This window comes from Bradyrhizobium sp. UFLA05-89 (assembly GCF_059803475.1).
In genome coordinates this window covers 1-25,678 of the sequence record NZ_JBANBA010000061.1, presented here as the reverse complement: position 1 = coordinate 25,678, position 25,678 = coordinate 1, and the positions used below count along the sequence as shown (strand labels likewise).

Genomic DNA, 25,678 nt, shown 5'->3' with positions numbered 1-25,678 from the left:
GTGGGAACTTTCTGTTCCAACGCGCGTCATTGACGTTATGACGAGATGCGGCTTGGCGCGAAGGAGGGAGCCAAGGTGACCATCATGTCGAAATCCCGCCTTGGACTCGCGGTGGCCGGCATCGCGCTGATCATTCTCGCGCTGCTGCCGGGCGTCGCCGAGGCCGGCTTCGGCCTGCGGGTCGGCGGTCCTCTCGGCGTCGCGCGTTTTGCGATGGGGCGGATGCTGGGTGTCGCCGGAATTCGCCACATGCGCATGGCCGCGCGGCACAATCGTGCCCGGATGGCCGCGCTGCGCCCGCAGGACCTCCGCCCCGCCGCGGACGCCGTGCGCCCTACCGTTCGCGCCCAGCTCACGGCGGTTGCTGCACTCGCAGGCTGGCGCGGTGGCCGCGCCGGGCAAGGCTGGTGGCAGCACGGCGATGGGACCTATGGCTGGGTCGGCCCCCTGTTCTGGCCGTTTGCTGATGACGACATCACCGATTTCACGATGCGCGGCGACGGCACCGCGCTGTGGGCCTATGGCTACGGCGATATCTATGCCGCAATCTTCGCGCCCTACGCCCCAACCGAGCTCGCCGCCTACACGGCGCCTGGCCGCCGTCACCGCAAGGTCCCCGAGCTCCAGCAGCTCTGCGACACCGGCGATGCCGTGGGCCTTCCGATCGATGCGATCCTGCGCACGGTGCAGCCGAACGAGGTCCAGCGCGCCGGCCTCGACGAGCTCGCAAGTGGTTGGGCCTCGGCAGGCGCGACTATCCGCGCCTCCTGCCCGACCGAGGCGGCCGCCAATGCACGCGATCGCTTCGCGCTGATGCAGCGCCGCCTCGAGGCAATGATCAACGCGGTGGATGCGGTCGCGCCGCAGCTTGAAAAATTCTACGGCCTGCTCGACGACGAGCAGAAGTCGCGCCTCAACGCGCTCGGCAAGGAGGGCCGCGGGAACGCCGCCGAGACCAAGCGCAAGGAGATGCAGGCTGCAGCCTGCAGGGCGCCCAGCGAGCCCATGAGCGACGAGCAGGCCCAGCGCCAGTACGAGCAGCTCGCGAAGCAGCAATGGCCGGCCGACGATATCGGGGCCGCGCTGCGGCTCGACGATACCAAGCGCGCCGCGCTGGAGGTGCTGCAAGACACCACCATGGGCACCATGGAAGCCCTATCTCCCTGTGCGCCGCAGAACCTGCACACCCCGCAAGCCCGCCTCAAGACGGTGAGGGCGCGGCTGGATGCCATGCTCGAGGCGGTGAAGACCGTGGGCGACGCGCTCGACGATTTCGAGTGGGGCCTCTCCGACGAGCAGAAGACGCAGTTCGAGGCGATGGGGCTGAAGCGCGGGGTGTGATCGGATGCTGCGCGCGCAAAAGCCGCGGAGAGCGCGCAAGCGCTCTCCGTATCACAGCTCTCTTGCTCAGCTGAAGAAGTGCCCGCCCGAGGCCAGCGCGTAGGCCTGCCATTGATGATCGAGCACGATCGTCTCATGACTGCCATTGCTCTGGCTGATATCGAGCACGAGGTCGTTGGCGCCGCCGCGATGGGCGGAAACATCGGCGGAATCCTTGACGAGGTCGACCAGCGCCGCCATCGAGTTCACCACCGCGCCGGATCCAGCGCCCTCGCCGGTGTCGAGCACGGTTGCGGGGTGCGTGCCAGTCGAGGCGAATGTGCCGGCCTCGTAGTCGTAGAACACGAGGCTGTCGCCCTTGCCAAAGTTCAGGTCGAACACCGCGTCGGTGGCGTGTTGGCCAGCCGTCTGGTCGGTGCCGTTGAAGCGGAACTGGTCCGCGCCACGGCCGCCATAGAGCAGATCGTTGCCGCCGCCGCCATTGAGCACGTCGGAGTGCTGTCCGCCGATAAGGACGTCATTGCCGCCCTTGCCGTCGAGGAAGCTGCCGACCGGGCTGAACAGTCGTGCGACGAGCAGATTGTTGCCATCCGTTCCCTCGACCAGATTGTCCGAAACGACGGTGACGTTGGTGCCCCCGTTGCCGTCGGAGGCGAGCTGGAAATTCAGCCCCGACGCATAGGCATGTGCGTCGAGCTGGAGCGTGATCGTCCCCGCGTTGCCGCCGGTGATGGTGAGCACATTGTCGGCCGATAGCGTCGCATGCGTCGCCTTGCCGATGCCGGCAAGATCGATGGTGTCGCCGACGGCAAAGCCTTCGATCGTATTGTCGAGATGGCCGTGGTCGAGCGCTACCTGGTCGATCTTCAGTGTCTGCGCGCCGTCCTCGAAGGTGATCGCGCCGGTGCCCGCGGCATCCAGCGCCGCGAGCTCCAGCGTGCCGGCATGCAGCGTGGTGCCGCCGCTGTAGCTGTTCGTTTGCGTGAGCACGGTGGTGCCGGCACCGGCCTGGTCGAAGGCGCCGCCGCCGGAGATCACGGCGTTGAACTGGAACAGGTCCGAATGCTCGACGGCGAATTTGCCGTTGTCGGTGACGTTGCCCGTCAGCGAGCCGCCGTCGGCGATCGCAAGTTCCGCGCCATGCGCCACCGTGATGCCGGACGAGAAGCTTTCCGCGTCGGTGACGGTCCAGTTGCCGCCTTGTACGTCGAGCACCTCGAAGTTCACCGCATGCGCCAGCGTGCCGGAGCCCGTGCCGAGCAGGTTGAACGTATCGGTGCCGTCGCCACCGTCGATCGTCGCGGTGAAGGTCGACCCCGTGTAGTCATTGAGCACATCGTCGCCGCCGCCAAGCGCGACACTGCCCTCGATCGTGCCGTGATTGGTGATGGTATCGGCGAACGTGTCCGTGATGGAGATCGCTTCGCCATTCCCGCCGTGGATGAGGCCCCAATTCTGGATCGTCGTGGGCGCCCAGCCATTGCCGCCGTTGCTGCCGTTGCTGCCGTTGGGTCCGCCGGCGCCGTCGCTGTCGTTGACGGTGATCGCGCGCTCGAAGCTGGTGATGACGCCGCCGATCTCATTGATGATCGTGCCGCCGCCGATGGTGACGGCCTCCTGGAGATCGACCGTTCCGTCCGACTCGACGACATGCACGCCGGTCGCCTGGATGGTGCCGAAATTGTCGAGCGTCAAAAGGCCGTCCACGTCGATTCCGTCGCCGTCCACGGCCTGCGACGGATCGCCGCCGAGATAGCCGCCGGTGCCGACGATCGTGCCGTGATTGGTCACGTACGTCATCGAGAGGCTCGGCGTGTCCATGTTGATGCCGCTTCCGAGATGCCCGGTGATCGTGCCCTCGTTGTAGACGGTGATCGGCTGCTCGCCCGTGATGCCGTGGCGGGCGCCGTCGATGGTGCCGCCAGCGAAGTTGTTGACGATGCCGCCGCCCGCATTCGACTGGAAATCGATGCCGTCGTTGCCGCTGTCGCCGGCGCCGTTCTGCGCGACGATCGCGCCCCAATTGTTGATCGTGGCGTGCGCGCCGGGCCGGATGGCGTCGGCGTCGGCTGCGCCGATCAGTCCCCCGGCGTAATTGTTGATGGTGACGATCGCGGATTTGAGATTGTCGAAATCGAGCGCCTGGCCGCTGGCGGTGCCGCTGATCGTGCCGCCGCTGTAGCTGCCGGAGACGATGACGCCGGAATTGTTGACGGTGACTGATCCCGCATGGCCGTCGGCGGCGGGAGCGATATCGGTGTTGATGCGAATGCCGTCATTGGTCAGCGACACGAGCTCGGCGCCGCTCGCATTGTTGAAGGTGAGGCTGCTGCCCCCGGTGAGCGAATTCTTGCCGGTGTCGATGCCCCGGGTCGTGGCGCTGATGATTCCGAAATTGTCGATTTCGGTCGTGCCGCCGGTCCAGGTGATGTCGGTGGTGTCGGTTAGCGTGCCGCCGGCGGCAATCGTGCCGATGTCGCCATTGCCGACGGTTTTCGCTTTCGTGTCTGTCACGCCGCTCGCCACGGTGAACGAAGCCATGATCCCTCCCTGTGTCCCGAAAAAATCGACGCCGGACGGCGTCAGCGCATGATGTTCATTGCGGCCGCGAGCCGTAGCGGGAGTGCATGACGACGGGATGACGATTGATCAGCCGGCTGTGGACTTCCGACACGAATTGATTTGCCCGGACGCCGGCGGGCGCCAGGGAAGAATGCCCGGCTGCGTCTCCGCACGACCCCGCGACGATGTCCTCGCCATGGACGCGATAGTCGTCCGGCAGCTTCAAGGTATCTAGTCGTCGTCCTGGCCTTCGCCAGGACGACCCTGGAGACGATCTGGCGCTCCTCACGGCCGAGGGAGCCGCAATAGCTCACATCCTCCGCCGCGCCGCCGACGCATCCACGACATTGTCGACTTCCTCGCGCCAGCTCAGGATCTCCATTGCGAGCACGGGGTGATTGAAACCCTTGAGCTGGAGATCGTCGAGCGGGCGGGCTTCGACCCATGGCTCGACGATGCCGTAGACGCGCCGCGCGACCACGATCTGGCCGGCCTTGGCCTCGTCGCACAGGCGCGAGGCGAGGTTGGTGACGCTGCCGATCGCGGCATATTCCAGTCGCTGCTCGAAGCCGATCTGGCCGAGCGTGGCATAGCCGAGCGCGACGCCGACGCCGAAGCCGAGCGAATGGCCGCGGTTCTTCCATTTCTCGGTCAGCTTGCCGACCGCATCGCGCATCTCGACCGCCATCTTCACCGCGCGCTTGGTGTGGTCGGCGAATTGAATCGGTGCGTTGAACAGGATCATCACGCCGTCGCCTGCGAAGCGGTCGAGCGTGCCCTCGTAGCGATGGATCAATTCGCCGAGCGCTGCGTGGTATTCCCGCAGCACGTTCATCGCCTCTTCCGGCTCGGTCGCTTCGGTGAATGAAGTGAAGCCGCGCAGATCGCAGAATACGACGGTGACCTCGCGGCGGTGGCTGTCGAGCAGCGCATCGTGGCCGTCGGAGGAGGCGATGAGCTGCGCGACCTGCGGGGCGAGGAAGCGCTCGAGGCGCTTGATGCGGCCGATCTCGCCGAGCTGCTTCTCGACGCGCTCCTCCAGCGAGCGGTTCCAGTTGCGCAGCTGCTCGGTCTGCTCCTGAAGCTTCGCAGCTTGCTGCTGCACCGTCTCATGGGCAGCCGCGAGCTCGCGGCCCTTGTGGTCGACCTCGGTGAAGAGGCGCGCATTGCGCATCGCCAGCACCGCCTGATGCGCGAAGGTGCGCATCAATCCGGTGAGGCTGCTTGCGAACTCGCCGCTCGCGCGACGCAAGACCACCAGCGAGCCGAGCGTGCCCTGCTGGTCGACCAATGGCACCACGAGCACGGAATGGAAGCCGGCGTTGACGGCGACGTCGCGCAATGGCTGCCCGGTCGCCTCATCGAGATCGGGAAGCGCGATCGGCTCGCCGCTCCTTGCGGCATCGCTGAGCAGGCTCGCGCCCTCGTCGATGGTGACGTGCGCGCCGTCGGCCGACTTGTCGATGCCATTGGCCTCGACCAGGTTGAACTGGTGCTTCTCGGCATCGTAACCGTAGATCAAGACCGCATCGGCCTGGGTGATCTCGAGCGCGCGCGCTGCGATCGTCGGCAGCACGGCATCGAGATCGAGCGAGGAGGCGACGGCGCGGCCGACCTCTTCCAGCACTTTGAGCTCGTTGATCGACTGTGCGAGGTCGCGCGTGCGCTCTTCAACTTTGGTCTCCAGGCTCGAATAGGTCTCCTGGATCTGGTTCGCCATGCTGTTGAACTGATTTGCCAGTCCCTCCAGCTCGTCGGAGGTGCGCACGTCGATGCGGTGGCTGAAATCGCCCTCGCCAAGCCGATGCGCGCCGGCGCTGAGCGCGGTGATCGGGATGAGCATGCGCCGCGCCAGCAGCGTGCCGGCAAGGATCGCGACCAGCAGGCCCATGCCGATCAGGAGCGCGACCCGCACCAGCTGGTCGCGGATCGGCGTCAGCGCCTGCGCAGTCGGCTGCTCGAACAGCACCGTCCAGCCGAGCTTTGGCACTTCGCTTGTGGCCGTCAGCACCGCGTGGCCGTTGAAGTCGGTGCCGGAGGACGCACCGTCGCGATCGGAGGCGATCGCGGCTGCGACCTGTGGCAGCTTCGAAAGGTCGGCGGCGACTTCGGGCCCCTTCGACGATGTCGCCAGCACCCTGCCATGCGGATCGACCACATAGGCAAACGCAACCTTGCCGACCTGGGCGTCGGACAGGAAGTCGGCGATGAAGCCGAGGTCGACCTCGGCGAGCGTGACGCCGGGCTTGAAGCCGGAATGAGCGACCGAGATCGACATGAACGGCTCCTGGTCGACGAAATGAGCCGGTGCGTAACTGGTGCCGCGGGCGACGGCGTCGGTGAAGCGCATGTCGCGCGCGTAGTCCGTGCTGCTGCCGCTGGAGACCGCGGCGCGCGACACGCGCTGCACCACCTGGCCCTCGCCGTCGAGTTGGGTGAGCCTGCTCACGGCCGAAACCTGGTTCAGGAGCTGGACATAGTCGGCGCGGCGTTTCTCGATGGTGTCCTGCGAGGCGCGCGTCACCCAGCTGATCTGGCGCTCGAGATCGAACATCGATTGCTCGATGCGCTTGGAGACGGCCTGCGCCTTCTCCTCGAGGCCGTCGGTCAGACTTGTCCTGGTGGCGCGATAAGAGATCCAGGTCTCCATCGCGCCATTGACCGCGAGCACGAACACGACGAGGCCGACGAGGGACGCGACATATTTGGCGAACAGGCCCTCGCGGAAAAACCAGGTCTTGTCTTTCGCTCCCGCCATCCAGATCCTCACGCGCCACGGCCGATGCAGGGGCTGCCGGCCGTTCTAGCACAGTTCCGCCTGCACAGCCGCCCAAGCCTGCCGGATATGGGATAAGGCGCTGGCCGAACAGGAGATTAATTGTCGCTGCAACCCAGCTCTTTCCGTTCCCGCCCCCCGTTGCGGGGGAGGGCAGTACCCCGGCAAAGGCTGCCCAAAGGAACACCCGCTGTTGCAAAAACTACCGGTTAAACAACTGACGCAGCACGTCATTCATCGGCTGGCTGTCTTGCTGCTCGGCGGGCGGATTGTCGGGCGGGGTGTTCTGGGCCGGCGGCGTCGGCGAGGCTTGCGGCGCCGGATGCGCCGGCGTTCCGGGCAGGCCGCGGCTGCGGCCGGTGCTGGTCCCGGGGGCGGCGCCGGACAGGCCCTGCTGGATCAGATTGCCGATCGCCTCGCCCAGCGCGCCGCCGAGCGGATTGTTTTGCGACGGCTGGCCTTGAGGATTGGCATTGCCGGCATTGTTTCCGCTTGGCGCAGTGCCGCCGAGACCGAAGCTGCCCAGGATGTTGCCGAGTCCGGCGCCATCGGGACCAAACAGGCCCTTGCCCATTTCGCGCAGCTTTGCGTAGGCCGCCTCCGGATTGTCGAGCACGCCCGCCATGTCCGGATAGATTTTCGGCTGCGACCAGGAGCCCTCGATCATCACGGGAATGCCGAAGCCGACGGGATCGGAGGTGCGGCCCTGGCCCTCGGTGGTCATCACCAGTTTCGGTTCGACGCGAAAACCCATCATCTTGGTGTCGAGCGCGATCGTGCCGGCGCCGGTCACGCGCACCAGCGGGCCGATCAGGTTGAGATCGGTCGTCACCGCCTGGCCCTTGTCGATGCGGAAGGAGGCAGAGAGCTGCGTCAGATCCGTGCTCTGCTCCTGGCTGTCCTGCCAGCCGGACAAGGTGGACGTGGTTAGCGATCGGATCATCTGCGCGACATTGATGCCGCGGATGGCGCCGTCCTGGAAGTTGGCGAACACCGTGCCCTGCATGTTCGCCATCAGCGCGCGCTGGCTGGTGCCTGCGGAGCGCACCGCGATCTTTGCCTGCAGCTTGCCGTCGAGCCGGTCGAAATCGGCGAGCCCCTTGAGCAGCGGCAATGCGCGCACGCCGACGAGGTCGGAATGCATGGCAAAGTTCGGCGCACCGCCGGTCGCATCCAAAATCACCTCGCCGGAGACCTGGCCGCCATAGGCGCCGAGATCGGTCGTGCCGGCCTTCAGCACGCCGCCGGCGAGCTTTGCATCAACCGCGAGAGGCGCAAAACGTGCTTCGCCGATATTGGCCTCGGTCGCCGAGACCCTCATCTGCGCGTCGACATAGTTGAGTCCGGAGACGCTGATCGGCGCATCGCTCCAGGGTTGACCGGCGGCACCGTCGGCGGATTTCGACAGGGGAATGTCGAGCCGCTGGAAGTCGAGATCGAGCTTGAGCAGCGGTTTGCTGGCGATGTCGACCGAGGCCCAGCCGTTGAACGCGCCATCGCCGAGCGTGCCGGTGATGCCGTTGATCATCACGATTGAGCCGTTCAGCCGCGCCTCGGCGTGGCCGCCGAGCTGCGATTGCAGCAGGCTCGGCGCGTCGACGGCGAAGTCGAGCGGAATCGTCTGCCGCTCGACCGGCGCCGTGGGCACCACGGCCTTGATGTCGAACTTGATCCCGTGATCGCCAGCCCGCGCCGTGCCCTTGAAGTTGACCTTGCGATCGGCATTCACGGTCGCGTCCGCATTGATCGCGCTGAGCCGGCTCTCGACACGGTCGCGCGCGACCGAGAACGCCACTTCACCGTCGGTGACCTTGATGCGATCGATGCTGACGTCACCGGCGGCCAGCGGCACCGCCGGCTTCGATGCCGCGGCCGCGTTCGGCATGCGCTCGCGCAGCAGCGGCTGGTAGAGTACGGGATGGGTGACGAGGAGATCGCCGATCCTCGGATGGCCCGACCACACGCTCGCCAGCGACATGTCGGCCTGAACGCTATCGACGGTGAGGCGGCTGATGCCGGTGCGGTCCTTCGGATCCTGGAGCGTGAGGTCGCTCAGCGTCACGTTCAGCGTCGGCCACAGGCTGACCTTCGTGTTGCCGGCGATCGTCAGGCGGTAGCCGGTCGCGCTTTCCACCCGCGAGGTAATCGCCGAGGTCAGGAATCCGGAGGGGACCCCGATCACCAGTAGAAGCGCGATGACGATGATGACGGCGGCGACCGCAGCGCCGGCGAATTTCACTGCTCTCATGTCGACTTTCCAAACGGATAGCGGCGTCGAACCCGGCCGGGCCGATAACCCGTCCGTTGCCCGTCAGTCTATCCCGGGAGGGGAAACCGCTCCAAGCTGCCAAAAATAAACAGGGGGTGCTGCAAAGTTATGTGACTTATGACACACTTCCCTCCGCGGGTTTTCCGCGAAATCTGATGTTGATGGTTCCAAGGGAATTGCCAAGGGTTTGCCAAGGGATTGCCGAGGGGGATTTGCCAGGGGGACTACCAAGAAATCTGAAAAAGGGAATTGCAATGAGCAAACAGGCCGAATTTGCGGTCATTCTGAAAATGAATGCGATGTTCGCCGACCTCGGTGCGGACGAACTTCAGCGCTTGTCCAATCTCTGCCACACCCAGCATCTGGCGAATGGCGAAGTGCTGTTCCAGAAGGGCGACCCCGGCGATGCGCTGTTCGGCGTCCGCCGCGGCCAGGTCCGGATCGAAACCGGTGCCTCCGACGGCAGTCGGCTGACGCTGAATTTCATGGGACCGGGAGACCTGTTCGGCGAGGTCGCCGTGCTCGACGGCCAGGACCGCACCGCGGATGCAACCGCGGGCGAGGCCAGCGAGTTGTTCGTGCTGCGGCGCGAGGACTTCCTCACCTTCCTGGAGCGCGAGCCGAAGGTCGCGATCAAGATCATCATGCTGCTCTGCCAGCGCATCCGCTGGCAGAGCGAGCGCATGGAAGAATCCATGCTCCAGCCTCTGCCGGTGCGGCTTGCCCGCAGGCTCTGCGCGCTCGCCGCCGATTTCGGCTCGGAGGTGCATATTTCGCAGGAGCAGCTCGGCATCTTCGTCGGCGCCGCCCGCGAAAGCGTCAACCGTCAGCTCCAGGCCTGGCGCAAGGAAGCGATCCTCGACCTGCAGCGCGGTCGGATCCTGCTCAAGAACATGCCCAAGCTGACGTCGATCGCGCGGAATGAATAGGGGTAGGTAACACCTACTCCGCGGCCGGATGCACAATGCTCTTCGGCACCGGCGTCGCTTGAGTAGGCGCAGCCGCAGCCGTCGGCGCAGCATGGTGCTCGTCGGCGTCCGTATCGGCGCTGTGCACGATCAGTCGCTTGCCGAAGCGCCAGATCAGCGCGCCGATGTCGTCCATCACCATGAACATCGCGGGCACGAAGACCAGCGACAGCACGGTCGAGAAGATCAGGCCGCCGATCACCGCGAGCGCCATCGGCGAGCGGAACTCGCCGCCGGCGCCGACCGCGAGCGCGCTCGGCATCATGCCGGCGACCATTGCGATCGTGGTCATCACGATCGGGCGGGCGCGCTTCATGCCGGCGTCGATCATGGCTTCGTCGCGCGGCTTGCCCGCGTGGATCGCTTCGATCGCGAATTCGACCAGCATGATCGCGTTCTTGGTCACGATGCCCATCAGCATCAAAATCCCGATCCACACCGGCGTGGTCAGTTGCTTGCCGGTCACGAGCAGCGCCGCGATCGCGCCGCCGATCGACAGCGGCAGCGAGAACAAGATGGTGATCGGCTGCAGGAAGGTGCCGAACAGCAGCACCAGCACGGCGTAGACCATCAACAGGCCGGCGGTGATCGCGGTGGCAAAGCCATCCGACAGCTCGTTCAGGCTTTCGGCGTCGCCGGACGGGCTGACCCTCACGCCCTTCGGCAGGCTCTTCATCACCGGCAGCTCGTAGATCTTCTTGGTGGCATCGCCGAGGGCGGCGTGGCCGACGAGGTCGGCGGCGACGGTCGCCTGGCGTTCCCGGTCATAGCGGTTGATGGTGGTCGGACCCTGGTCGAGCTTGACGTCGGCGATGACCGAGAGTGGCACGCCGCCCTTCTCGCCATGCTCGCCGAGCGGCACCCGCAACTGTTCGAGCGTTTTCAGATTGCCACGCGCGGCATCTTCGAGCTGAACGCGGATCGGCACCAGCCGGTCGCCGACGTCGAACTTCGCGAGCGCAGGTCCGACGTCGCCGATGGTCGCGACGCGGATGGTCTGCGACAGGATTTCGGTCGAGACGCCGAGCCGCGCCGCAAGCTCGGCGCGGGGCTCGATACGCAGCTCGGGCCGTTCGAGCGCGGTTTCCGAGATCACGTCGGAGATGGTCGGGATCCGCTTCATCTGCGTCGCAAGCTCGCTCGCGACGTTGTTGACGATGTTGGCGTCGACGCCGGTGACGACCAGCGAGATTGCGCGCAGGCCGTTCTCGTCGAGGAACCAGAAGCGGATGTCGGGGATGCTCTCGAGCTCCTGGCTGATCGAGGATTCCAGCTCGCGCTGGGTGATCTTGCGGTCGCGCTTCGGTGTATAGTTGATAATCAGGGAGGCGCGCCGGACCTCCTGCGTGCCCGGCGGGACTCGGCCGCCGTCGACGAATATGCTCTTGACCTCGGGCCGCTGGCGCAGGCGCGCGACGATGTCCTCGGTGACCTTCTCGGTATAGGAGAGCTGGGTGCCCGGCGGCAGCTCGATCGCAAGCAGCGATCGTGCGCTGTCCTGCGCCGGCAGGAAGCCCTGCGGCAACAGCGTGATGCTCCAGATCGAGGCAGCGAAAATGCCGAAGCCGATCAGCACGGTGATGAAATAGTGCTTCACCGACCATGCCACGATCTTGTGGTAGGTGCGCAGCACGCGGCCGGGTGGCGGCTCCTGGTGATTGTGATGCTTGAGGAAATAGGCGGCCAGCATCGGGGTGACGAAGCGCGCGGCAAGCAGCGAGAAGAACACCTGTACCGAGACGGTGATGCCGAACTGCTTGAAGAACTGCCCGGCGATGCCGGACATGAAGCTCGCGGGGGCAAAGATCGCGATGATCGTCAACGAGATCGCGATGACCGCGAGCCCGATCTCGTCGGCAGCTTCCAGCGCGGCACGGTAGGGCGACTTGCCCATGTTCATGTGCCGCACGATGTTCTCGATCTCGACGATGGCGTCGTCGACCAGAATACCGGTCGACAGCGTGATGGCGAGGAAGCTGACGAGGTTGAGCGAGAAGCCGAGCAGGTCCATCGCCCAGAAGGCCGGGAAGATCGACAGCGGCAGCGAGATCGCGGCGATGATGGTGGCGCGCAGGTCGCGCAGGAACAGCAGCACGATGATGACGGCAAGGATCGCACCCTCGAACAGGGTCGAGATCGCCGCCTCGTAATTGCCCTTGGTATATTCGACCGAGGTGTCGATCAATTTCAGGTCGACGTCGGGATAGGCGATCTTGAGCGCATCGATGCGCTTCTGCACGGCGGCGGCCACCACCACGTCGCTGGCGCCCTTGGAGCGCTTGATGCCGAGGGCGACGACCGGCTCGCCGTTGAAGCGGGCGAAGGTGCGGCGGTCGGCGATGGTGTCGGTGACGGTGCCGAGATCGTCGAGCCGGACCTCGCCGCCGCCGAACAGCGGGATCATGGTGCCGGCCAGATCGCTCAGCGTCTTGGCGCCGGCCAGTGTCCGGATCGCCTGGTCGTTCTTGCCGATCTCGGCGCGGCCACCGGCGACGTCGACATTGGTGCCGCGCAGGCTCTGGCTGACATTGACGGCCGTCAGCCCCATGGCCTGTAACCGGTCGGGATCGAGCGAGACCAGAATCTCGCGCTCGACACCGCCGATGCGCTCGACCTGGGCGACGCCGCGCACGCCCTGCAGCGCGCGTTTGACCACGTCGTCGACGAAATAGGAGAGCTGTTCTGGTGTCTTGCCGGGCGAGATCGCGGCATAGGTGACGATCGGCAGGCCGATGACGTCGACGCGCTGGATCAAGGGCTCGGTGACGTTCTGCGGCAGGTTGGAGCGCACCCGCGTGACCGCGTCCTTGACGTCGTTCAGCGCGCGGTCGGTGTTGGTTTCGAGCGCGAACTGGATCGTGGTCACCGACAGGCCGTCGGTGATCTGCGAAGTGATGTGTCGCACGCCCTCGACGCCGGAGACCGCGTCTTCAACCGTCTTCGTGACCTGGGATTCAAGCTCGGCGGGAGCTGCGCCGAATTGCGACACCGCGACCGAGATCACGGGGATGTCGGCCGAAGGCAATCGCGTCACCGCGAGCTTGGTGAAGGACACCCAGCCCAGGATCAGGAGAATGATGGAGAAGACGACCGACGGCAGCGGATTGCGGATCGACCATGCCGAGATATTGAGAGCCATCAGCGTACTCGCGATCGATCGAGTTCATCGGCGAAGACGGTCTTGATCTGGTCGCCGTCATGGAGCGAAGAGCCGGCGTCGGCCACGACGATTTCGCCGACGTCGAGACCTTCCAGGATTTCCGTTGCGGTGTCGGACGTCAGCCCGACCCGCACCCGTCGCGTCTCGACCGTGTTCCCTTTGACCACCTGGACGGTGAGATGGTCAATGGCGGTTTTGGGAACCGCAACGCCGCAGCTCCGCTTGGCGTCGATGGAGGCGCGGGCGAACATGCCGACCCTCAGTGACGGATTGTTGGCAACGCTGATCCGGACGTGGCCGAGCTGCGTGGCGCGGTCGATCTCGGGTGAGACCAGCCGGACGCGCCCGATCAGGTCGGGAGCATCGTCCCTGCTGATCCGCACCGTGGCGCCGGGATTGAGCTTGGTCATATGCACGGCCGGCACCTGCGCATCGAGCTCGATCTCACCGCCCACGGCAATGCGGAACATCGGACCCGCCTGCGGCGAGGCCGGGGCACCGACGACGGTGCGGACTTCGGTGACGAGGCCCGCGGCAGGCGCCTTGAGCGAGATCGGTCCTTGCGGTCCCGGCCGTGCCGGCTGTCCTGGCATCTGCGGGGGCGGGCTCAATCGCGCCAGTTCCTGGTTCTCAGTGACCGTGGCGCCTTCGGCGACGAAGAGGTCGGTGACGCGCGACCCTTCCTGGTCGACGGTCACCACGGCCTCGCGGCGCGGCACGAAAAAGCCGGTCACGCGCACCAGATCGGAAAAGCAGGCATTGGTCGATTTCGTCACGACCACGACGGCGTCTCCGGGTGTTTCCTTCACCTCCGGGCGATGGCGGTTCTCGAACCAGTAATAGCCGACGCCGAGCACAACGATGAACGCCGCGGTTCCCGCGGGCTTGATATATTCGGTGATGTTCATCGCCGGATCATCCTGGCCTGGCTCGCTGTCGCCGGCTCGCGGCCTGCCACTGAAAGAGTTTCCCCGAAACGAAGCTGCGTCCCGCAAGGCTGCGGGACGCGCGTCGGACGCACGAACTTACACCACACGACCGGTCACTTGCACAACGTGTCGGGGTTATTTGGCCGCAGTAGTCTTGTTTTCCATATTGACGACCTGCACCCGGCGATTGACCTCCGCCATCGGCTGGCTCGGATCCTTCAGCTTGCTCTTGCCATAGCCGACGGTGACGAGATCACCTGCGGAAATGCTGTACTTGTCGATGAGGTAGCGCTTGATCGCGTCCGCGCGGCGCTCCGACAGGTCCTGGTTATAGGCCTCGCCGCCGGCGGCGTCGGTGTGGCCGGCGACGACGAAGGTCGAGCCCTTGAGGTCGGGATTGGTCAGCGCGCGGCCGAGCGCCTGCACGGATGGCATCGACTTGGCACTGATGTTGGCTGAGTTGTAGTCGAAGGTGATCTCGAGATCGATATTCGGCTTGTCCTTGGCGGCGGTTGCGATTTCCTCGCGTTCGGCCACTGAGAGCGAGCGCGTGGCGCGGCCCCGCACGCTCTGGAGCAATTTGGTCTCGGCGGCGCTCGGCGCTGGATCGGTGGTTTGCGGTCCGATCGAGAGGCCACGGGTCAGGGGCTTCTTCGGCGGCGCCAGCGCCCGGACGATCTGGTCCTCGGTGACGTTGTTATTGGTGTCCTTGTCGTCGCCAGCGAATGCGCTCGATAGCGGCAGCGTCAGTGCGGCGCCGATCGTGAGGATCGAGAGGATCGCGGTCACACCCTTTGCAGCCAATCTCATTGCCAGTCCCTCCTGCAAAAAATTCCTGCAACGAGCCCGGAAGAGCCCTTGCGGCATCCTTCCCTTGGTCTCCGCGGGGCTCTCGGGGGTTCGAGGCCGCGCCTCGAATCTCAAAAAAATATCAACGGACTCCGTAGCTTGCAAACTCCTGGACGATGTTCGGATCCATCGCCTTGGCGTTCGCAATGTCCAGCGCGCCTTCTGGGGCCGAGCCGTTGCGCTGCTTGGCAAGGCCCCGTCCATAAAGCGATGAGGTCAGGCGCGGGTTGATCTTCAGCGCCGCATCGAAATCCGCGATGGCGTTCTTCACCGCGCCGGATTTCAGGTTGACCAGGCCCCGGCTGTCGAGCGCATCGACGAAGTTCGGGCGCAGCCGCAGGGCCTCGTTGCAATCCTTCAGCGCGCCCTGGAGGTCGCCGATCACGGTGCGGGTCCAGCAACGGTTGTTCAGGGCCTCGACGTCCTTGGGATTGATCCGGATCGTATCGTCGAAATCCTTGATCGCAAGGTTATAGGCGCCCTTGCTGGCATAGACCTGGCCCCGCCGGTACAGCGCGTTCACGTCGTCGGGGTTGGCCGCAATCTTGGCGGTCAGGCCCTTGATGGTCGGATCGTCGGCCAGCGTGGCCTGGCTCGGTCCGGTGTCGCCGGTATTGGGGCTGGTGCCGGCGTCGGCCGGCTTCGCCGGCGGCTGCGGCGGGGGAATAGCCGCCTCAACCTGCGGCTTCGGTGACGGCGCAGGAGCCGGCGCGGGAGCGGGAGGCGGAGCGACATTTGCTTCGACCTGCGGCTTCGGCGGGGCGGGCGGTGCCGGGGCAGCGGGAGTTTGTGCCGGAGTTTGTGCAGGCGTCGGCGCAGGCGGCGGGTTGTTGGCAACCACCGGCGGCGTGGGCGCGGGTGGGTTCGGCGGCTGCGCCGTGGCGGTCGGCCGCGATCCGCCGGCGCCGGGAATGAAGGAGAAATCCTCGGCCAGCGAGGACGAGATCCACGGCACCTGCTCGTTGCGCGAGGCACGGGTGACGCCCATCTTGGTGCGGTTCAGCGTTTCCTCCGCCATCAGGTCGGGGACGCGGATTTCCTTCAAAAGCTCCTGGACGAACAGGCTGCGGTCACCACCGGCATCCGAGGTCACCGAGCTCAACGCCGCCGAATACATCACCAGCGTGCCGTTCGGCGCGATCACGGGGGCGAGGCCCGCGGAGAAGCTGCGGAACCGACGCTCGAACGGGTTGCGCCGGGAGGCATCGATCAGCGCGATCTTGACGCCCGCGCCGCGGGTGTTGATCTCGCCGAGCACGGTCTCGATGCTGAAGCCGTCGCGGCGCACGTCGGACTCGGTCCAGATCTGGGCGTCGACCGGGATCATGTAGCTCTGGCGTGCCGACTGGATGCCGAAGCCACTGTAGAACACCAGCACGACCGCGCCGGGCTTGACCTTGCCATAGAGCTTGTCGAAGGCGCGGCGCATGCCGTCGCCGGTCAGGTTCTCGCCGACATCGACGGTAAATCCGTCATGCTTGAGCTCGTCGGCGACGTCGCGTGCGTCGTTGATCGGCTCCTTCAGCGGGCTGTCGGCATCCGGGTATTTGGCATTGCCGATGACCAGCGCATAGCGGTCGCCGGCGGCAAAGGATGGCGCGGTCAGGACGACCCAGAACATCGGGAGCAGAAGCGAAAGAAAGCGAATCTTCATAACGAGCGCGGTCCAGCCAAAAAGGCGCCGTTCGCAAGCTTTGCGCCGCGGCGACCTTAACTTACGCAATTTGCATTATCAAACCGGGGGGTGGGGGCGTCAACCGCTTGGAGACACGGCATTATCGCGACAATTGACCGCGACGCTGGGGAAAGATGGAGGGGCCAAAGCGGCTGTCACGGCATTGCTCGATCGGAGGGGGAGGGTCCGGCGGATATATCTCTTAGCGCAGCCATCGCGACAAAAATGTGATCGGTCTCACATCTCGGCCGCACGCGAGGCGCGTTTGACCTTTGCGTCCGGCGGTGGCTTGGTGATCTTCAGGCTCCCCTCAACGAAAAAAGTGCAACCATGGGAAACCTCTACGAAGTCTACGCGCTGCGCTACGCGACGATGTCGCCCCGCACCCCCCACATGAACTTCCTGTCGCCGGACCCGCATGAGAGCGCCGCGCAGGATCTTGACTATTTCGTCTGGCTGATCCGAGGGCAGGGCCGCGACATCCTCGTCGATACCGGCTTCAACGCCGAGGAAGCGTCCTTGCGCGCCCGCAAGCTGACGCTCAATCCGGTCGACGCGCTGGAGCGCTTTGGCGTCAAGGCATCAGCCATTGCCGACATCATCGTGACGCATCTGCATTACGACCACGCCGGCAATCTCGATCGCTTCCCGAACGCGCGCTTCCATCTGCAGGAGCGCGAGATGGCTTACGCGACAGGCCGCTGCATATGCAACGGCTTATTGCGACATCCGTTCTCGGTCGAGCACGTCACGCAGATGGTGCGCCATGTCTATGGCGAGCGCGTCACGTTCTATGCGGGCGATGGCGAGGTCGCGCCCGGCGTGACCGTGCACCGCGTTGGCGGCCATTCCGACGGCTTGCAGGTCGTCAGGGTCGAGACGGCGCGCGGGCCTGTGGTGCTCGCCTCCGACGCCGCGCATTACTACGCCAATCTGCAGCGGCGCAGCCCGTTCCCGATCGTCTACAATGTCGGCGACATGGCCGCAGGCTGGGAAACGATCGAGCGCCTCGCCGGTCATCCAGATCGCTTCATCCCCGGACATGATCCACTCGTCACCGAGCTCTATCCGCGCGCCAGCGACAAGGTCGATGCCTGGGCGCTGCATCTGCCGCCGACGCGGTCGTTTGTGAAGTGATGTATCTCCGTCATTCCGGGGCTCGCGACTTCGTCGCGCCCCGGAATGAAGAGGTGAGGGAGCGAAACCCCGCTCTCAATCCCCCATCCTGAGGAGGCCGCGCAGCGGCCGTCACGAAGGATGCGGGCCCCAGTTGGGGTTGCAAGCGTAAGTTGTGTAAATCGGTCGAGTATAATACGGTACTGCCATGCGTGCGGACTTAGAGAAGGCGATGATGGCGCCGAACGATGATTGCGCAGTGTCGTCGCGCGTGAGTCGACTATGGGGCTAGTCATCCTTACAGGTGCATCGGGCTCGGGCAAGACGACGATTGCAGACAGGATACAGCAGCAACATCCCGAACTGGCTCGCGTGTTCCTGTTCGATAGCATTGGTGTGCCGTCACCAGAGGAACGGTTAGCGGGGTGGGGGTCCGGAGGCGGTTGGCAGCGCGCGATGACCATTGAGTGGCTGGTTCGGATCGCGAACGAACCTGACGCTCATCCTATCCTGTTTGAAGGCCAGATGCGCCTGTCGTTCATAAAGGAGGGGCTGGCAATTGCTGGAATTGCGCGGGCTCGCATAGTGCTGGTGCATTGTGACGATGCGACCCGAACGCATCGCCTTTGTAGCGAGCGCAACCAACCGGATTTGGCCAATGCAGAGATGATGAATTGGGCAAAATTTCTTCGACGCGAGGCCGAGGCGGGCGGATTCGAATTGTTGGACACATCGAAGATTTCGATCGAAGAGAGCGTTAGTTACGTTTGCGAGCGTCTGGGAAATTGACAATGCGGCGGGGGCAAAAGCGCCGGGATCGTTGCGGACGAACCGGGTTCGCTCACGGACAGCAGATCTCAGCGAGGTGCCGAGCGATTTCGCCCATGCTTACGAGTACTAATACGCCTGCTTGGCATCCGCCTCTTCGCTGGTCTGGATCAGATCCAGACTCTGCTCGATCTTGCCGAGCAGCGCCGACAATTGCTTGCGCTCTTGCGTGGAAAGGCAGCTGAGGATTTCGTCCTCCCGCCGCAACAATTGCGGGAACAGCTCTTCATAGAGCGCGCGACCCTTCTTCGTGAGCTGCAGGCGGAATTCGCGGCGGTCGGCTTCGTTCTCGACGCGCTCGATCAGGGCGTCATGCAGCAGCGCAGTGACCGCGCGGCTGATCGTGGATTTGTGCGTGCGGGTGCATTGCGAGATGAACTGCGCGCTACAGGCGTCGTTGCGGAAGCCCAGCGTGGCAAGCACGCGCCAGGCCGGAATGTCGAGCCCGTGCTGCTCCTGGTACTCGACCGCAAGCGCGGAGCTCACCTCCGCCGCCAGCCGGTTGAGGCGGAACGGCACGAACTTGAACAGATCGAGCCGCGCCTTGGGCTTCGGCGATGCCTCTTCCGCTTCCTTCGCCTTCAGCGCGGTATCGCCCAATGTCCTCGTCAAAAATCGCTCCGAATGCCAGTTGACGGACGGCGGTCGCCGGTCCAAGATAGTTGCACGTGAGACTATCTAGCAGATAAGTCCCCTCCTGACCAGAGCGAAAGGTTAGCGCATGGCGCAGGCAAAAACCCAGTTCGGCTATCGCCGCCACCCCGACCAGGATCGCCCCGACCAGACTCCGGCCGAGCACGCGACCGTGGTCGTGGGTGCCGGGCCGGTTGGGCTGTCGCTTGCGATCGATCTGGCGCAGCGCGGCCAGCGCGTGGTGCTGCTGGATGACGCGGATCGCATCGGCGAGGGCTCGCGTGCGATCTGCTTTTCAAAACGCTCGCTGGAATATTGGGATCGGCTCGGCGTCGGCGACCGCATGGTCGAGAAGGGCGTGGTGTGGAGCGTCGGCAGGATCTTCCACGGCGAGTCCCAGCTCTACCAGTTCAACCTCTTGCCGGAGGAGGGGCACAAGCGGCCCGCCTTCATCAACCTCCAGCAATATTACGCCGAAGCCTATCTCGTCGATCGCATTAGGGATCTGTCGGAGATCGACCTGCGCTGGCGCAACAAGGTGACGGCGCTCGAGCAGCGCAACGATTCCGCCGTGCTGACGATCGAGACGCCCGAAGGCGCCTATCGCATCTCCGCGCAGTACGTCGTCGCCTGCGACGGCGCGCGCTCCTCGCTGCGGCAGATGGTCGGTGCGGAATTCGCCGGCCAGGTGTTCGAGGATCAATTCCTGATCGCCGACGTCAAGATGACCGCAGAATTCCCGACCGAACGCTGGTTCTGGTTCGATCCGCCGTTTCATGCCGGGCGCTCGGCGCTCTTGCACAAGCAGCCTGACGACGTCTGGCGCATCGACCTCCAGCTCAATCGCTATGCCGACCCCAGCGTCGAGAAGAAGCCGGAAAACGTGCGGCCGCGGATTGCGCGCATGCTTGGGCACGACCAGTTCGATTTCGAATGGATCTCGCTTTACAAATTCCAGTGCCGGCGTATGGATCGCTTCATCCATGGCCGCGTGATCTTCGCCGGCGACTCCGCGCACCAGGTCTCGCCCTTCGGCGCGCGCGGCGCCAATTCGGGGCTTGAGGACGCAGAGAATCTGTCCTGGAAGCTCGATCGGGTGCTGCGCGGCCAATCGCCGGTGACCTTGCTCGAGAGCTACCACGTCGAACGCAGCATGGCGGCGGACGAGAACATCCGCGAATCGACCCGCTCGACGGATTTCATGGCGCCGAACTCGCATCAGGAGGCGCGGCTGCGCAAGGCGGTGCTGTCGCTGGCGAAGGAAACCGAGTTCGGCAAGCGCATGGTCAATGGCGGTCGGCTCTCGGTGCCTTGCAGCTATGACTCGCCGCTGTCCTCCGCCGACGCGGAGCCGTGGAGCGGTGGTCCGCGTCCCGGCTGTTCCATGCTGGATGCGCCGATCACGACGCGTGCGGGCGAGGGCGCGTATCTGACCGATATGTTCCGCAAGGGTGGAACGGGATTTGCCGTGCTCGGGTTTGGCAATGATGCGGCCATCGAGCTGCCCGACGGCTTGAAGGACATCCGTATCGGCCGCGAGAACGGACTGATCGACCCCGACGGGCTCTTGGCGAAGCGCTACGACGCCGAGCCTGACACGGCCTATCTGCTGCGGCCCGACGGCTACGTCGCAGCGCGATTCCGCCATCCAACGCAAGCGAAAATCGCAGCGGCATTGTCGCGCGCTCAAGGCTTGAATTGAAGGTTTTGCGAATGGCTCTCTCCACCAGCTCGAACTTCGCGCGGCCTGATGACGCCTTCCGCGCCATCGTCGAGGCGCATCGCGGTCTGACGGAGGAGCAGAGTGCAGACTTTGATGCCGCTCTGGTCCTGATCCTCGCCAACCATATCGGCGACATCGAGGTGCTCAAGGAAGCGATCGTGCTCGCCAGGCGCCGCATGGTCGATGGCCAGCAGCAGCAACAGCAACAACAATAACCGTGCAAGGAACGAACTGATGGCGAAGAACTTCGCATCCACCGGCGATCTCGCGGAGAAGAAGGTCACCTTCTCCGAGATCGGTCCCGATCTCTATGCCTTCACCGCCGAGGGCGATCCGAACTCCGCCGTCATCGTCGGTGAGGACGGCTGTCTGGTGTTCGACGCGCAGGCAACGCCGGCGATGGCGAACAAGGTGATCGAGCGCGTGCGCACGGTCACCGACAAGCCGATCAAATACGTCGTGCTGTCGCATTATCACGCCGTGCGCGTGCTCGGCGCATCCGCCTACAAGGCGCAAGGTATCGTCGCCTCACAGGAGACCTATCGGCTGATCGAGGAGCGCGGCAAGCAGGACTGGGATTCCGAGTATGGTCGATTTCCTCGTCTATTCCAGGATGCGCAGAGCATTCCCGGGCTGACCTGGCCGACGCTCACCTTCGAAGGCGAGATGTCGCTCTATCTCGGCAAGCGCGAGGTGCGGCTGCTGCAGCTCGGGGCCGGCCATACCTCCGGCGACATCGTCGCCTGGGTGCCGGATGCCGAGGTGATGTTCTCCGGCGATCTCATCGAATACCACTCGGCCTGTTATTGCGGCGACGCGCATTTGCGCGAATGGCCGCTGACGCTGACCGAGATCCGCAACTTCAATCCCAAGGCGATCGCGCCGGGCCGCGGCGATGCGCTGAAAGGCACCACCACCGCGCGCGAAGCGATCGCGATGACACGCGACTTCGTCACCACGCTCTATGGCGCGGCGGAAATCTCCGTCGCCAAGGGCCGCACGCTGAAGGAGACGATGGCGGCAGCGCGCGAGGTGATGGATCCCAAGTTTTCGAGCTTTGCCATCTACGAGCACTGCCTGCCGTTCAACGTGTCGCGCGCCTTTGACGAGGCGTCCGGGATCGACGACCCCGTGATCTGGACCGACAAGCGCGACCAGGAGATGTGGGCTGCCTTGCAAGGAGGAGGATAGTCATGAACGTCAATACCTCGCCTGACCAGATCGTTCGCAGCACGGCCCAGGTCACGCCGGGCTACATGTCCGGCTTCGGCAACAGCTTTGAAACGGAGGCGCTGCCGGGCGCGCTGCCGATGGGGCGCAACTCGCCGCAGCGCTGCGCCTATGGGCTCTACGCCGAGCAATTGTCAGGCTCGCCCTTCACCGCGCCGCGCGGCACCAATGAGCGCTCCTGGCTCTATCGCATCCGCCCGTCAGTCAAGCATTCGGGACGCTTTGAGAAAGTCGACGCCGGACTGTGGCGCTCGGCGCCGTGTCATGAATACGACCTGCCGATCGCGCAATTGCGCTGGGACCCGACGCCGATCCCGCAGGAGGAGGTGACGTTCCTTGGGGGCGTGCAGACCATGACGACAGCCGGCGACGTCAATACGCAGGCCGGCATGGCCGCGCACGTCTACCTCATCACCAAATCGATGGTGGACCAGCATTTCTACAATGCCGACGGCGAGCTGATGTTCGTGCTCCAGCAGGGCAATCTTCGTCTCGTCACCGAGTTCGGCCGCATCGACGCCGAGCCCGGCGAGATCGTGGTGATCCCGCGCGGCGTAAAATTCCGCGTGGAGATTCCGAACGGTCCGGCCCGCGGGTACCTCTGCGAAAACTATGGCGGCGCCTTCACGCTGCCCGAGCGTGGGCCGATCGGCGCCAATTGCCTTGCCAATGCGCGCGACTTCCTGACGCCGGTCGCCTGCTACGAAGACAAGGACACGCCGACCGAGCTCTACGTCAAATGGGGCGGCTCGCTGTTCAAGACGCAGCTAGCCCATTCGCCGATCGACGTGGTCGCCTGGCACGGCAATTACGCGCCGTACAAATACGATTTGCGCACCTTCTCGCCGGTCGGCGCGATCGCCTTCGACCATCCCGATCCCTCGATCTTCACGGTGCTGACCTCGCCGTCGGAGACGGCGGGCACGGCGAATATCGACTTCGTCATCTTTCCGGAACGCTGGATGGTCGCGGACAACACCTTCCGGCCGCCCTGGTATCACATGAACATCATGAGCGAGTTCATGGGGCTGGTGTACGGCGTCTACGATGCCAAGCCGCAAGGGTTTGTGCCGGGCGGTATCTCGCTCCACAATTGCATGCTGCCGCACGGCCCCGACCGCGACGCCTTCGATCACGCCAGCAACGGCGAGCTCAAGCCGGTCAAGCTCACCGGCACGCTCGCCTTCATGTTCGAGACCCGCTACCCCCAGCGCGTCACCGCGCATGCCGCGAAGTCGTCGATGTTGCAGGACGATTATGCCGATTGCTGGAAAGGCCTGGAGAAGCGCTTCGATCCGAACAGGCTGTGATGATTTGTTTTGCTCGTCATCGCCGGGCTTGACCCGGCGATCCATCACTCTTCGAGGTGATGGATGCCCGGGTCAAGCCCGGGCACGACGATTTTCCGATTGGAGAAATGAGTGCCCCACCCCAACGACCCCAGCCTCCGCTCCTTCATCGACGTCGATCCCTCCTCCGACTTCCCGATCCAGAACCTCCCCTATGGTGTGTTCTCGACCGCGGCCTATCCGGCGCCGCGCGTCGGCGTTGCGATCGGCGACTACGTGCTCGACCTCTGGGAGCTCGAGCAGGACTCCCGCCTGGATGTCGGCCCGCTCGGCGTGTTCTCGGCGCCGTCGCTCAATCCGTTCATGGCGCTGGGGCCAAAAGTCTGGGCAAAGACGCGGGCGCGGATCAGTGAGCTGCTCCGCCACGACCATCCGGAGCTGCGCGACAACGAGGAGCTGCGCAAGCAGGCTCTGCTGCCGATGCGCGACGTGCGGCTGCATCTGCCATTCGCGGTTTCCGGCTACACCGATTTCTACTCGTCGAAGGAGCACGCCACCAATGTCGGCGTGATGTTCCGCGGCAAGGACAACGCGCTGCAGCCGAACTGGCTCTACATGCCGATCGGCTATAACGGACGCGCCTCGACCGTCGTCGTCAGCGGCACCAAGGTGAGGCGGCCGCGGGGGCAGTTGAAGCCGCCGAATGTCGAGGTACCGAGCTTCGCAGCCTGCAAGCGGCTCGATTTCGAACTGGAGATGGGCGTCGTCATCGGACAGCCGTCGCCGATGGGCGGCATGCTCAGCGAGCAACAGGCCGAGGAGATGATTTTCGGCTTCGTGCTGCTCAACGACTGGAGCGCCCGCGACATCCAGCAATGGGAATATGTGCCGCTCGGCCCGTTCCTCGCAAAGGCCTTCGCGACCTCGATCAGCCCGTGGGTGGTGACGCGCGAGGCGCTGGAGCCGTTCCGCACTAAAGGTCCCGAGCAGAGCCCGGCGCCACTCGATTATCTCGCGCAAGCCCGGCCGCAGAACTATGATGTCGAGCTCGACGTCTCCTTGCGCGCCGCCGGCACGAACGCGCCCGCCAGCATCAGCCGCACCAATTTCAAGTACATGTACTGGTCCTCGGTCCAGCAATTGATGCACCACGCCTCCTCAGGCTGCGCGATGAATGTCGGCGATCTCCTGGGGAGCGGCACGATATCAGGGCCGGAGAAGAACCAGCGCGGCAGCCTGCTGGAGATTTCCTGGAATGGCACCGAGCCCGTGGAATTGCCCGGCGGCACCAAACGTTCGTTCCTGGAGGATGGCGACAGCCTCGTGATGCGCGGCTGGTGCCAGGGCGACGGCTACCGCGTCGGCTTCGGCGAGGTCGAGGGGACGATTCTTCCGGCGGAATAGGACGGCGCCACGAATTGTAGGGTGGGCAAAGGCGCGCTCTTCGCGCGCCGTGCCCACCACGTCTGCTGCATTCGCGGAGAGATGGTGGGCACGGCGCTGACGCGCCTTTGCCCACCCTACGAGTTCAGCGCTCCGCCGGCGGTACGCCGCGAATCCTTGCGCAATGCGCCGCGACATCCTCCGGGCTGTACTTCAAATGCACCCGCTTGTCTGACGGCACGTGCTTGGCCACGCACACGCCCGGCCGCCATTCCTTGGCGGGCCGGATCGGGCGCGGCGTGAAACCACCGCCGCAGTTCGGACAGACATTGAAGAGTTTCGTCTCCACGCAGTCTGCACAGAACGTGCATTCATACGAGCAGATCCGCGCGTTCGCAGCATTCGGCGGCAGGTCGCAGTCGCAATATTCGCAGTTCGGCCGAAGCTGCAGGGCCATGACGCAATCTCCCGGAGCATGATCCGCAAAAGTGTGCAGCGGTTTTCCGAAAAGATCATGCTCAAACAATTAGGTCGGCATCGATCATCGCAGATCGCGCACCATGCGCGAATGCCGCATTTCCCTCGATTTCAGCCAGGTGCGAGCCCTTTCAACGGCAGCCGCGAGCTTTCCTTCAGGCGGTCGAGCACGATCGAGGAGCGCACATGCGCCACGCTCTGGTGCGGCATCAGCACGTCGTTGACGAGGTTGGAGAGGCCCTTGAGATCGCGCAGCACGGCCTTCAGCACATAGTCGGCATCGCCGGTGAGTGAATAGGCCTCCTGGATCTCGTCGATGCGGCCGACGAGGGTGCGGAATCGCTTGGCATTGTCGGGCGAGTGCGTCGCCAGCGTCACCTGGATGAAGGCGACGACGCCGAAGCCGAGCGCCTCGCTGGAGAGGTCGGCATGATAGCCCGCGATCACCTTCTCCTCCTCGAGCCGCATGC

General features: G+C 64.7%; 20 protein-coding genes. 9 read left to right on the top strand and 11 right to left on the bottom strand.

Annotated elements, in window-relative coordinates:
• Positions 1 to 84 precede the first annotated feature (84 nt).
• A complete protein-coding gene (locus SO139_RS27230) occupies positions 85 to 1,341 on the top strand; it encodes a Spy/CpxP family protein refolding chaperone (RefSeq protein WP_498540958.1) in 1,257 nt (418 codons plus the stop codon).
• A gap of 66 nt (positions 1,342 to 1,407) precedes the next feature.
• Here the strand turns inward: SO139_RS27230 and SO139_RS27225 are convergent, their stop codons facing one another.
• The 4 genes from SO139_RS27225 to SO139_RS27210 form a co-directional block, all read right to left on the bottom strand.
• Positions 1,408 to 3,882 (bottom strand): beta strand repeat-containing protein, encoded by a 2,475-nt coding sequence (locus tag SO139_RS27225; protein ID WP_498540957.1) that lies wholly within the window; start codon positions 3,880 to 3,882, stop codon positions 1,408 to 1,410.
• Between the two features lie 55 nt (positions 3,883 to 3,937).
• Positions 3,938 to 4,129 (bottom strand): hypothetical protein, encoded by a 192-nt coding sequence (locus SO139_RS27220; RefSeq protein WP_498540956.1) that lies wholly within the window; start codon positions 4,127 to 4,129, stop codon positions 3,938 to 3,940.
• An 84-nt stretch (positions 4,130 to 4,213) separates the two neighbouring features.
• On the bottom strand, positions 4,214 to 6,661 hold the full coding sequence (locus SO139_RS27215; protein ID WP_498540955.1) for an adenylate/guanylate cyclase domain-containing protein: 2,448 nt from the start codon (positions 6,659 to 6,661) through the stop codon (positions 4,214 to 4,216).
• Positions 6,662 to 6,881: 220 nt separating this feature from the next.
• Complete coding sequence (locus SO139_RS27210; protein ID WP_474802277.1) at positions 6,882 to 8,927, bottom strand: AsmA family protein; 2,046 nt, start codon at positions 8,925 to 8,927, stop codon at positions 6,882 to 6,884.
• Positions 8,928 to 9,202: 275 nt separating this feature from the next.
• On the opposite strand from SO139_RS27210, the gene SO139_RS27205 reads away from it, so the two are divergent.
• Complete coding sequence (locus SO139_RS27205; RefSeq protein ID WP_449379747.1) at positions 9,203 to 9,877, top strand: Crp/Fnr family transcriptional regulator; 675 nt, start codon at positions 9,203 to 9,205, stop codon at positions 9,875 to 9,877.
• A 13-nt stretch (positions 9,878 to 9,890) separates the two neighbouring features.
• Here SO139_RS27205 and SO139_RS27200 read toward each other — a convergent pair whose 3' ends face one another.
• From SO139_RS27200 to SO139_RS27185, 4 genes are all read right to left on the bottom strand, one after another.
• Positions 9,891 to 13,055 (bottom strand): efflux RND transporter permease subunit, encoded by a 3,165-nt coding sequence (locus SO139_RS27200; RefSeq protein WP_449379748.1) that lies wholly within the window; start codon positions 13,053 to 13,055, stop codon positions 9,891 to 9,893.
• Positions 13,055 to 13,984, bottom strand: a complete 930-nt coding sequence (locus SO139_RS27195; protein WP_449379749.1) for an efflux RND transporter periplasmic adaptor subunit — start codon at positions 13,982 to 13,984, stop codon at positions 13,055 to 13,057. The genes SO139_RS27200 and SO139_RS27195 overlap by 1 nt, the downstream gene beginning before the upstream one ends.
• A 156-nt stretch (positions 13,985 to 14,140) precedes the next feature.
• Entirely contained in the window at positions 14,141 to 14,815 is a 675-nt protein-coding gene (locus SO139_RS27190; RefSeq protein WP_449379750.1) for an OmpA family protein, read from the bottom strand.
• Positions 14,816 to 14,936: 121 nt separating this feature from the next.
• Entirely contained in the window at positions 14,937 to 16,508 is a 1,572-nt protein-coding gene (locus SO139_RS27185) for a caspase family protein (protein ID WP_449379751.1), read from the bottom strand.
• A 351-nt stretch (positions 16,509 to 16,859) separates the two neighbouring features.
• Here SO139_RS27185 and SO139_RS27180 point away from each other — a divergent pair, with 351 nt between their 5' ends.
• Positions 16,860 to 17,666, top strand: coding sequence for an N-acyl homoserine lactonase family protein (locus SO139_RS27180; RefSeq protein ID WP_449379752.1), 807 nt, complete (start codon positions 16,860 to 16,862; stop codon positions 17,664 to 17,666).
• A gap of 261 nt (positions 17,667 to 17,927) precedes the next feature.
• Positions 17,928 to 18,434, top strand: coding sequence for an ATP-binding protein (locus SO139_RS27175; protein ID WP_449379753.1), 507 nt, complete (start codon positions 17,928 to 17,930; stop codon positions 18,432 to 18,434).
• A 108-nt stretch (positions 18,435 to 18,542) separates the two neighbouring features.
• Here the strand turns inward: SO139_RS27175 and SO139_RS27170 are convergent, their stop codons facing one another.
• On the bottom strand, positions 18,543 to 19,085 hold the full coding sequence (locus SO139_RS27170; RefSeq protein WP_449379754.1) for a MarR family winged helix-turn-helix transcriptional regulator: 543 nt from the start codon (positions 19,083 to 19,085) through the stop codon (positions 18,543 to 18,545).
• Positions 19,086 to 19,194: 109 nt separating this feature from the next.
• On the opposite strand from SO139_RS27170, the gene SO139_RS27165 reads away from it, so the two are divergent.
• The 5 genes from SO139_RS27165 to fahA all read left to right on the top strand — a co-directional run bounded on the left by SO139_RS27165 (position 19,195) and on the right by fahA (position 24,752).
• Positions 19,195 to 20,808 (top strand): FAD-dependent oxidoreductase, encoded by a 1,614-nt coding sequence (locus tag SO139_RS27165; protein WP_449379755.1) that lies wholly within the window; start codon positions 19,195 to 19,197, stop codon positions 20,806 to 20,808.
• 11 nt (positions 20,809 to 20,819) lie between these two features.
• Positions 20,820 to 21,044 carry a DUF2783 domain-containing protein gene (locus SO139_RS27160; protein WP_449379756.1) on the top strand — a complete coding sequence of 75 codons (225 nt, stop codon included), beginning with the start codon at positions 20,820 to 20,822 and terminating at the stop codon, positions 21,042 to 21,044.
• A gap of 19 nt (positions 21,045 to 21,063) precedes the next feature.
• On the top strand, positions 21,064 to 22,020 hold the full coding sequence (locus SO139_RS27155) for an MBL fold metallo-hydrolase (protein ID WP_449379757.1): 957 nt from the start codon (positions 21,064 to 21,066) through the stop codon (positions 22,018 to 22,020).
• Positions 22,021 to 22,022: 2 nt separating this feature from the next.
• Positions 22,023 to 23,369 (top strand): homogentisate 1,2-dioxygenase, encoded by a 1,347-nt coding sequence (hmgA, locus tag SO139_RS27150; RefSeq protein WP_449379758.1) that lies wholly within the window; start codon positions 22,023 to 22,025, stop codon positions 23,367 to 23,369.
• Between the two features lie 111 nt (positions 23,370 to 23,480).
• A complete protein-coding gene (gene fahA, locus SO139_RS27145; protein ID WP_449379759.1) occupies positions 23,481 to 24,752 on the top strand; it encodes a fumarylacetoacetase in 1,272 nt (423 codons plus the stop codon).
• A gap of 124 nt (positions 24,753 to 24,876) precedes the next feature.
• On the opposite strand, the gene SO139_RS27140 is transcribed toward fahA, so the two are convergent.
• A complete protein-coding gene (locus SO139_RS27140) occupies positions 24,877 to 25,188 on the bottom strand; it encodes a DUF1272 domain-containing protein (RefSeq protein ID WP_449379760.1) in 312 nt (103 codons plus the stop codon).
• Between the two features lie 131 nt (positions 25,189 to 25,319).
• On the bottom strand, positions 25,320 to 25,678 hold a 359-nt coding region (locus tag SO139_RS27135), incomplete at its 5' end, for an Lrp/AsnC family transcriptional regulator (RefSeq protein ID WP_498540954.1).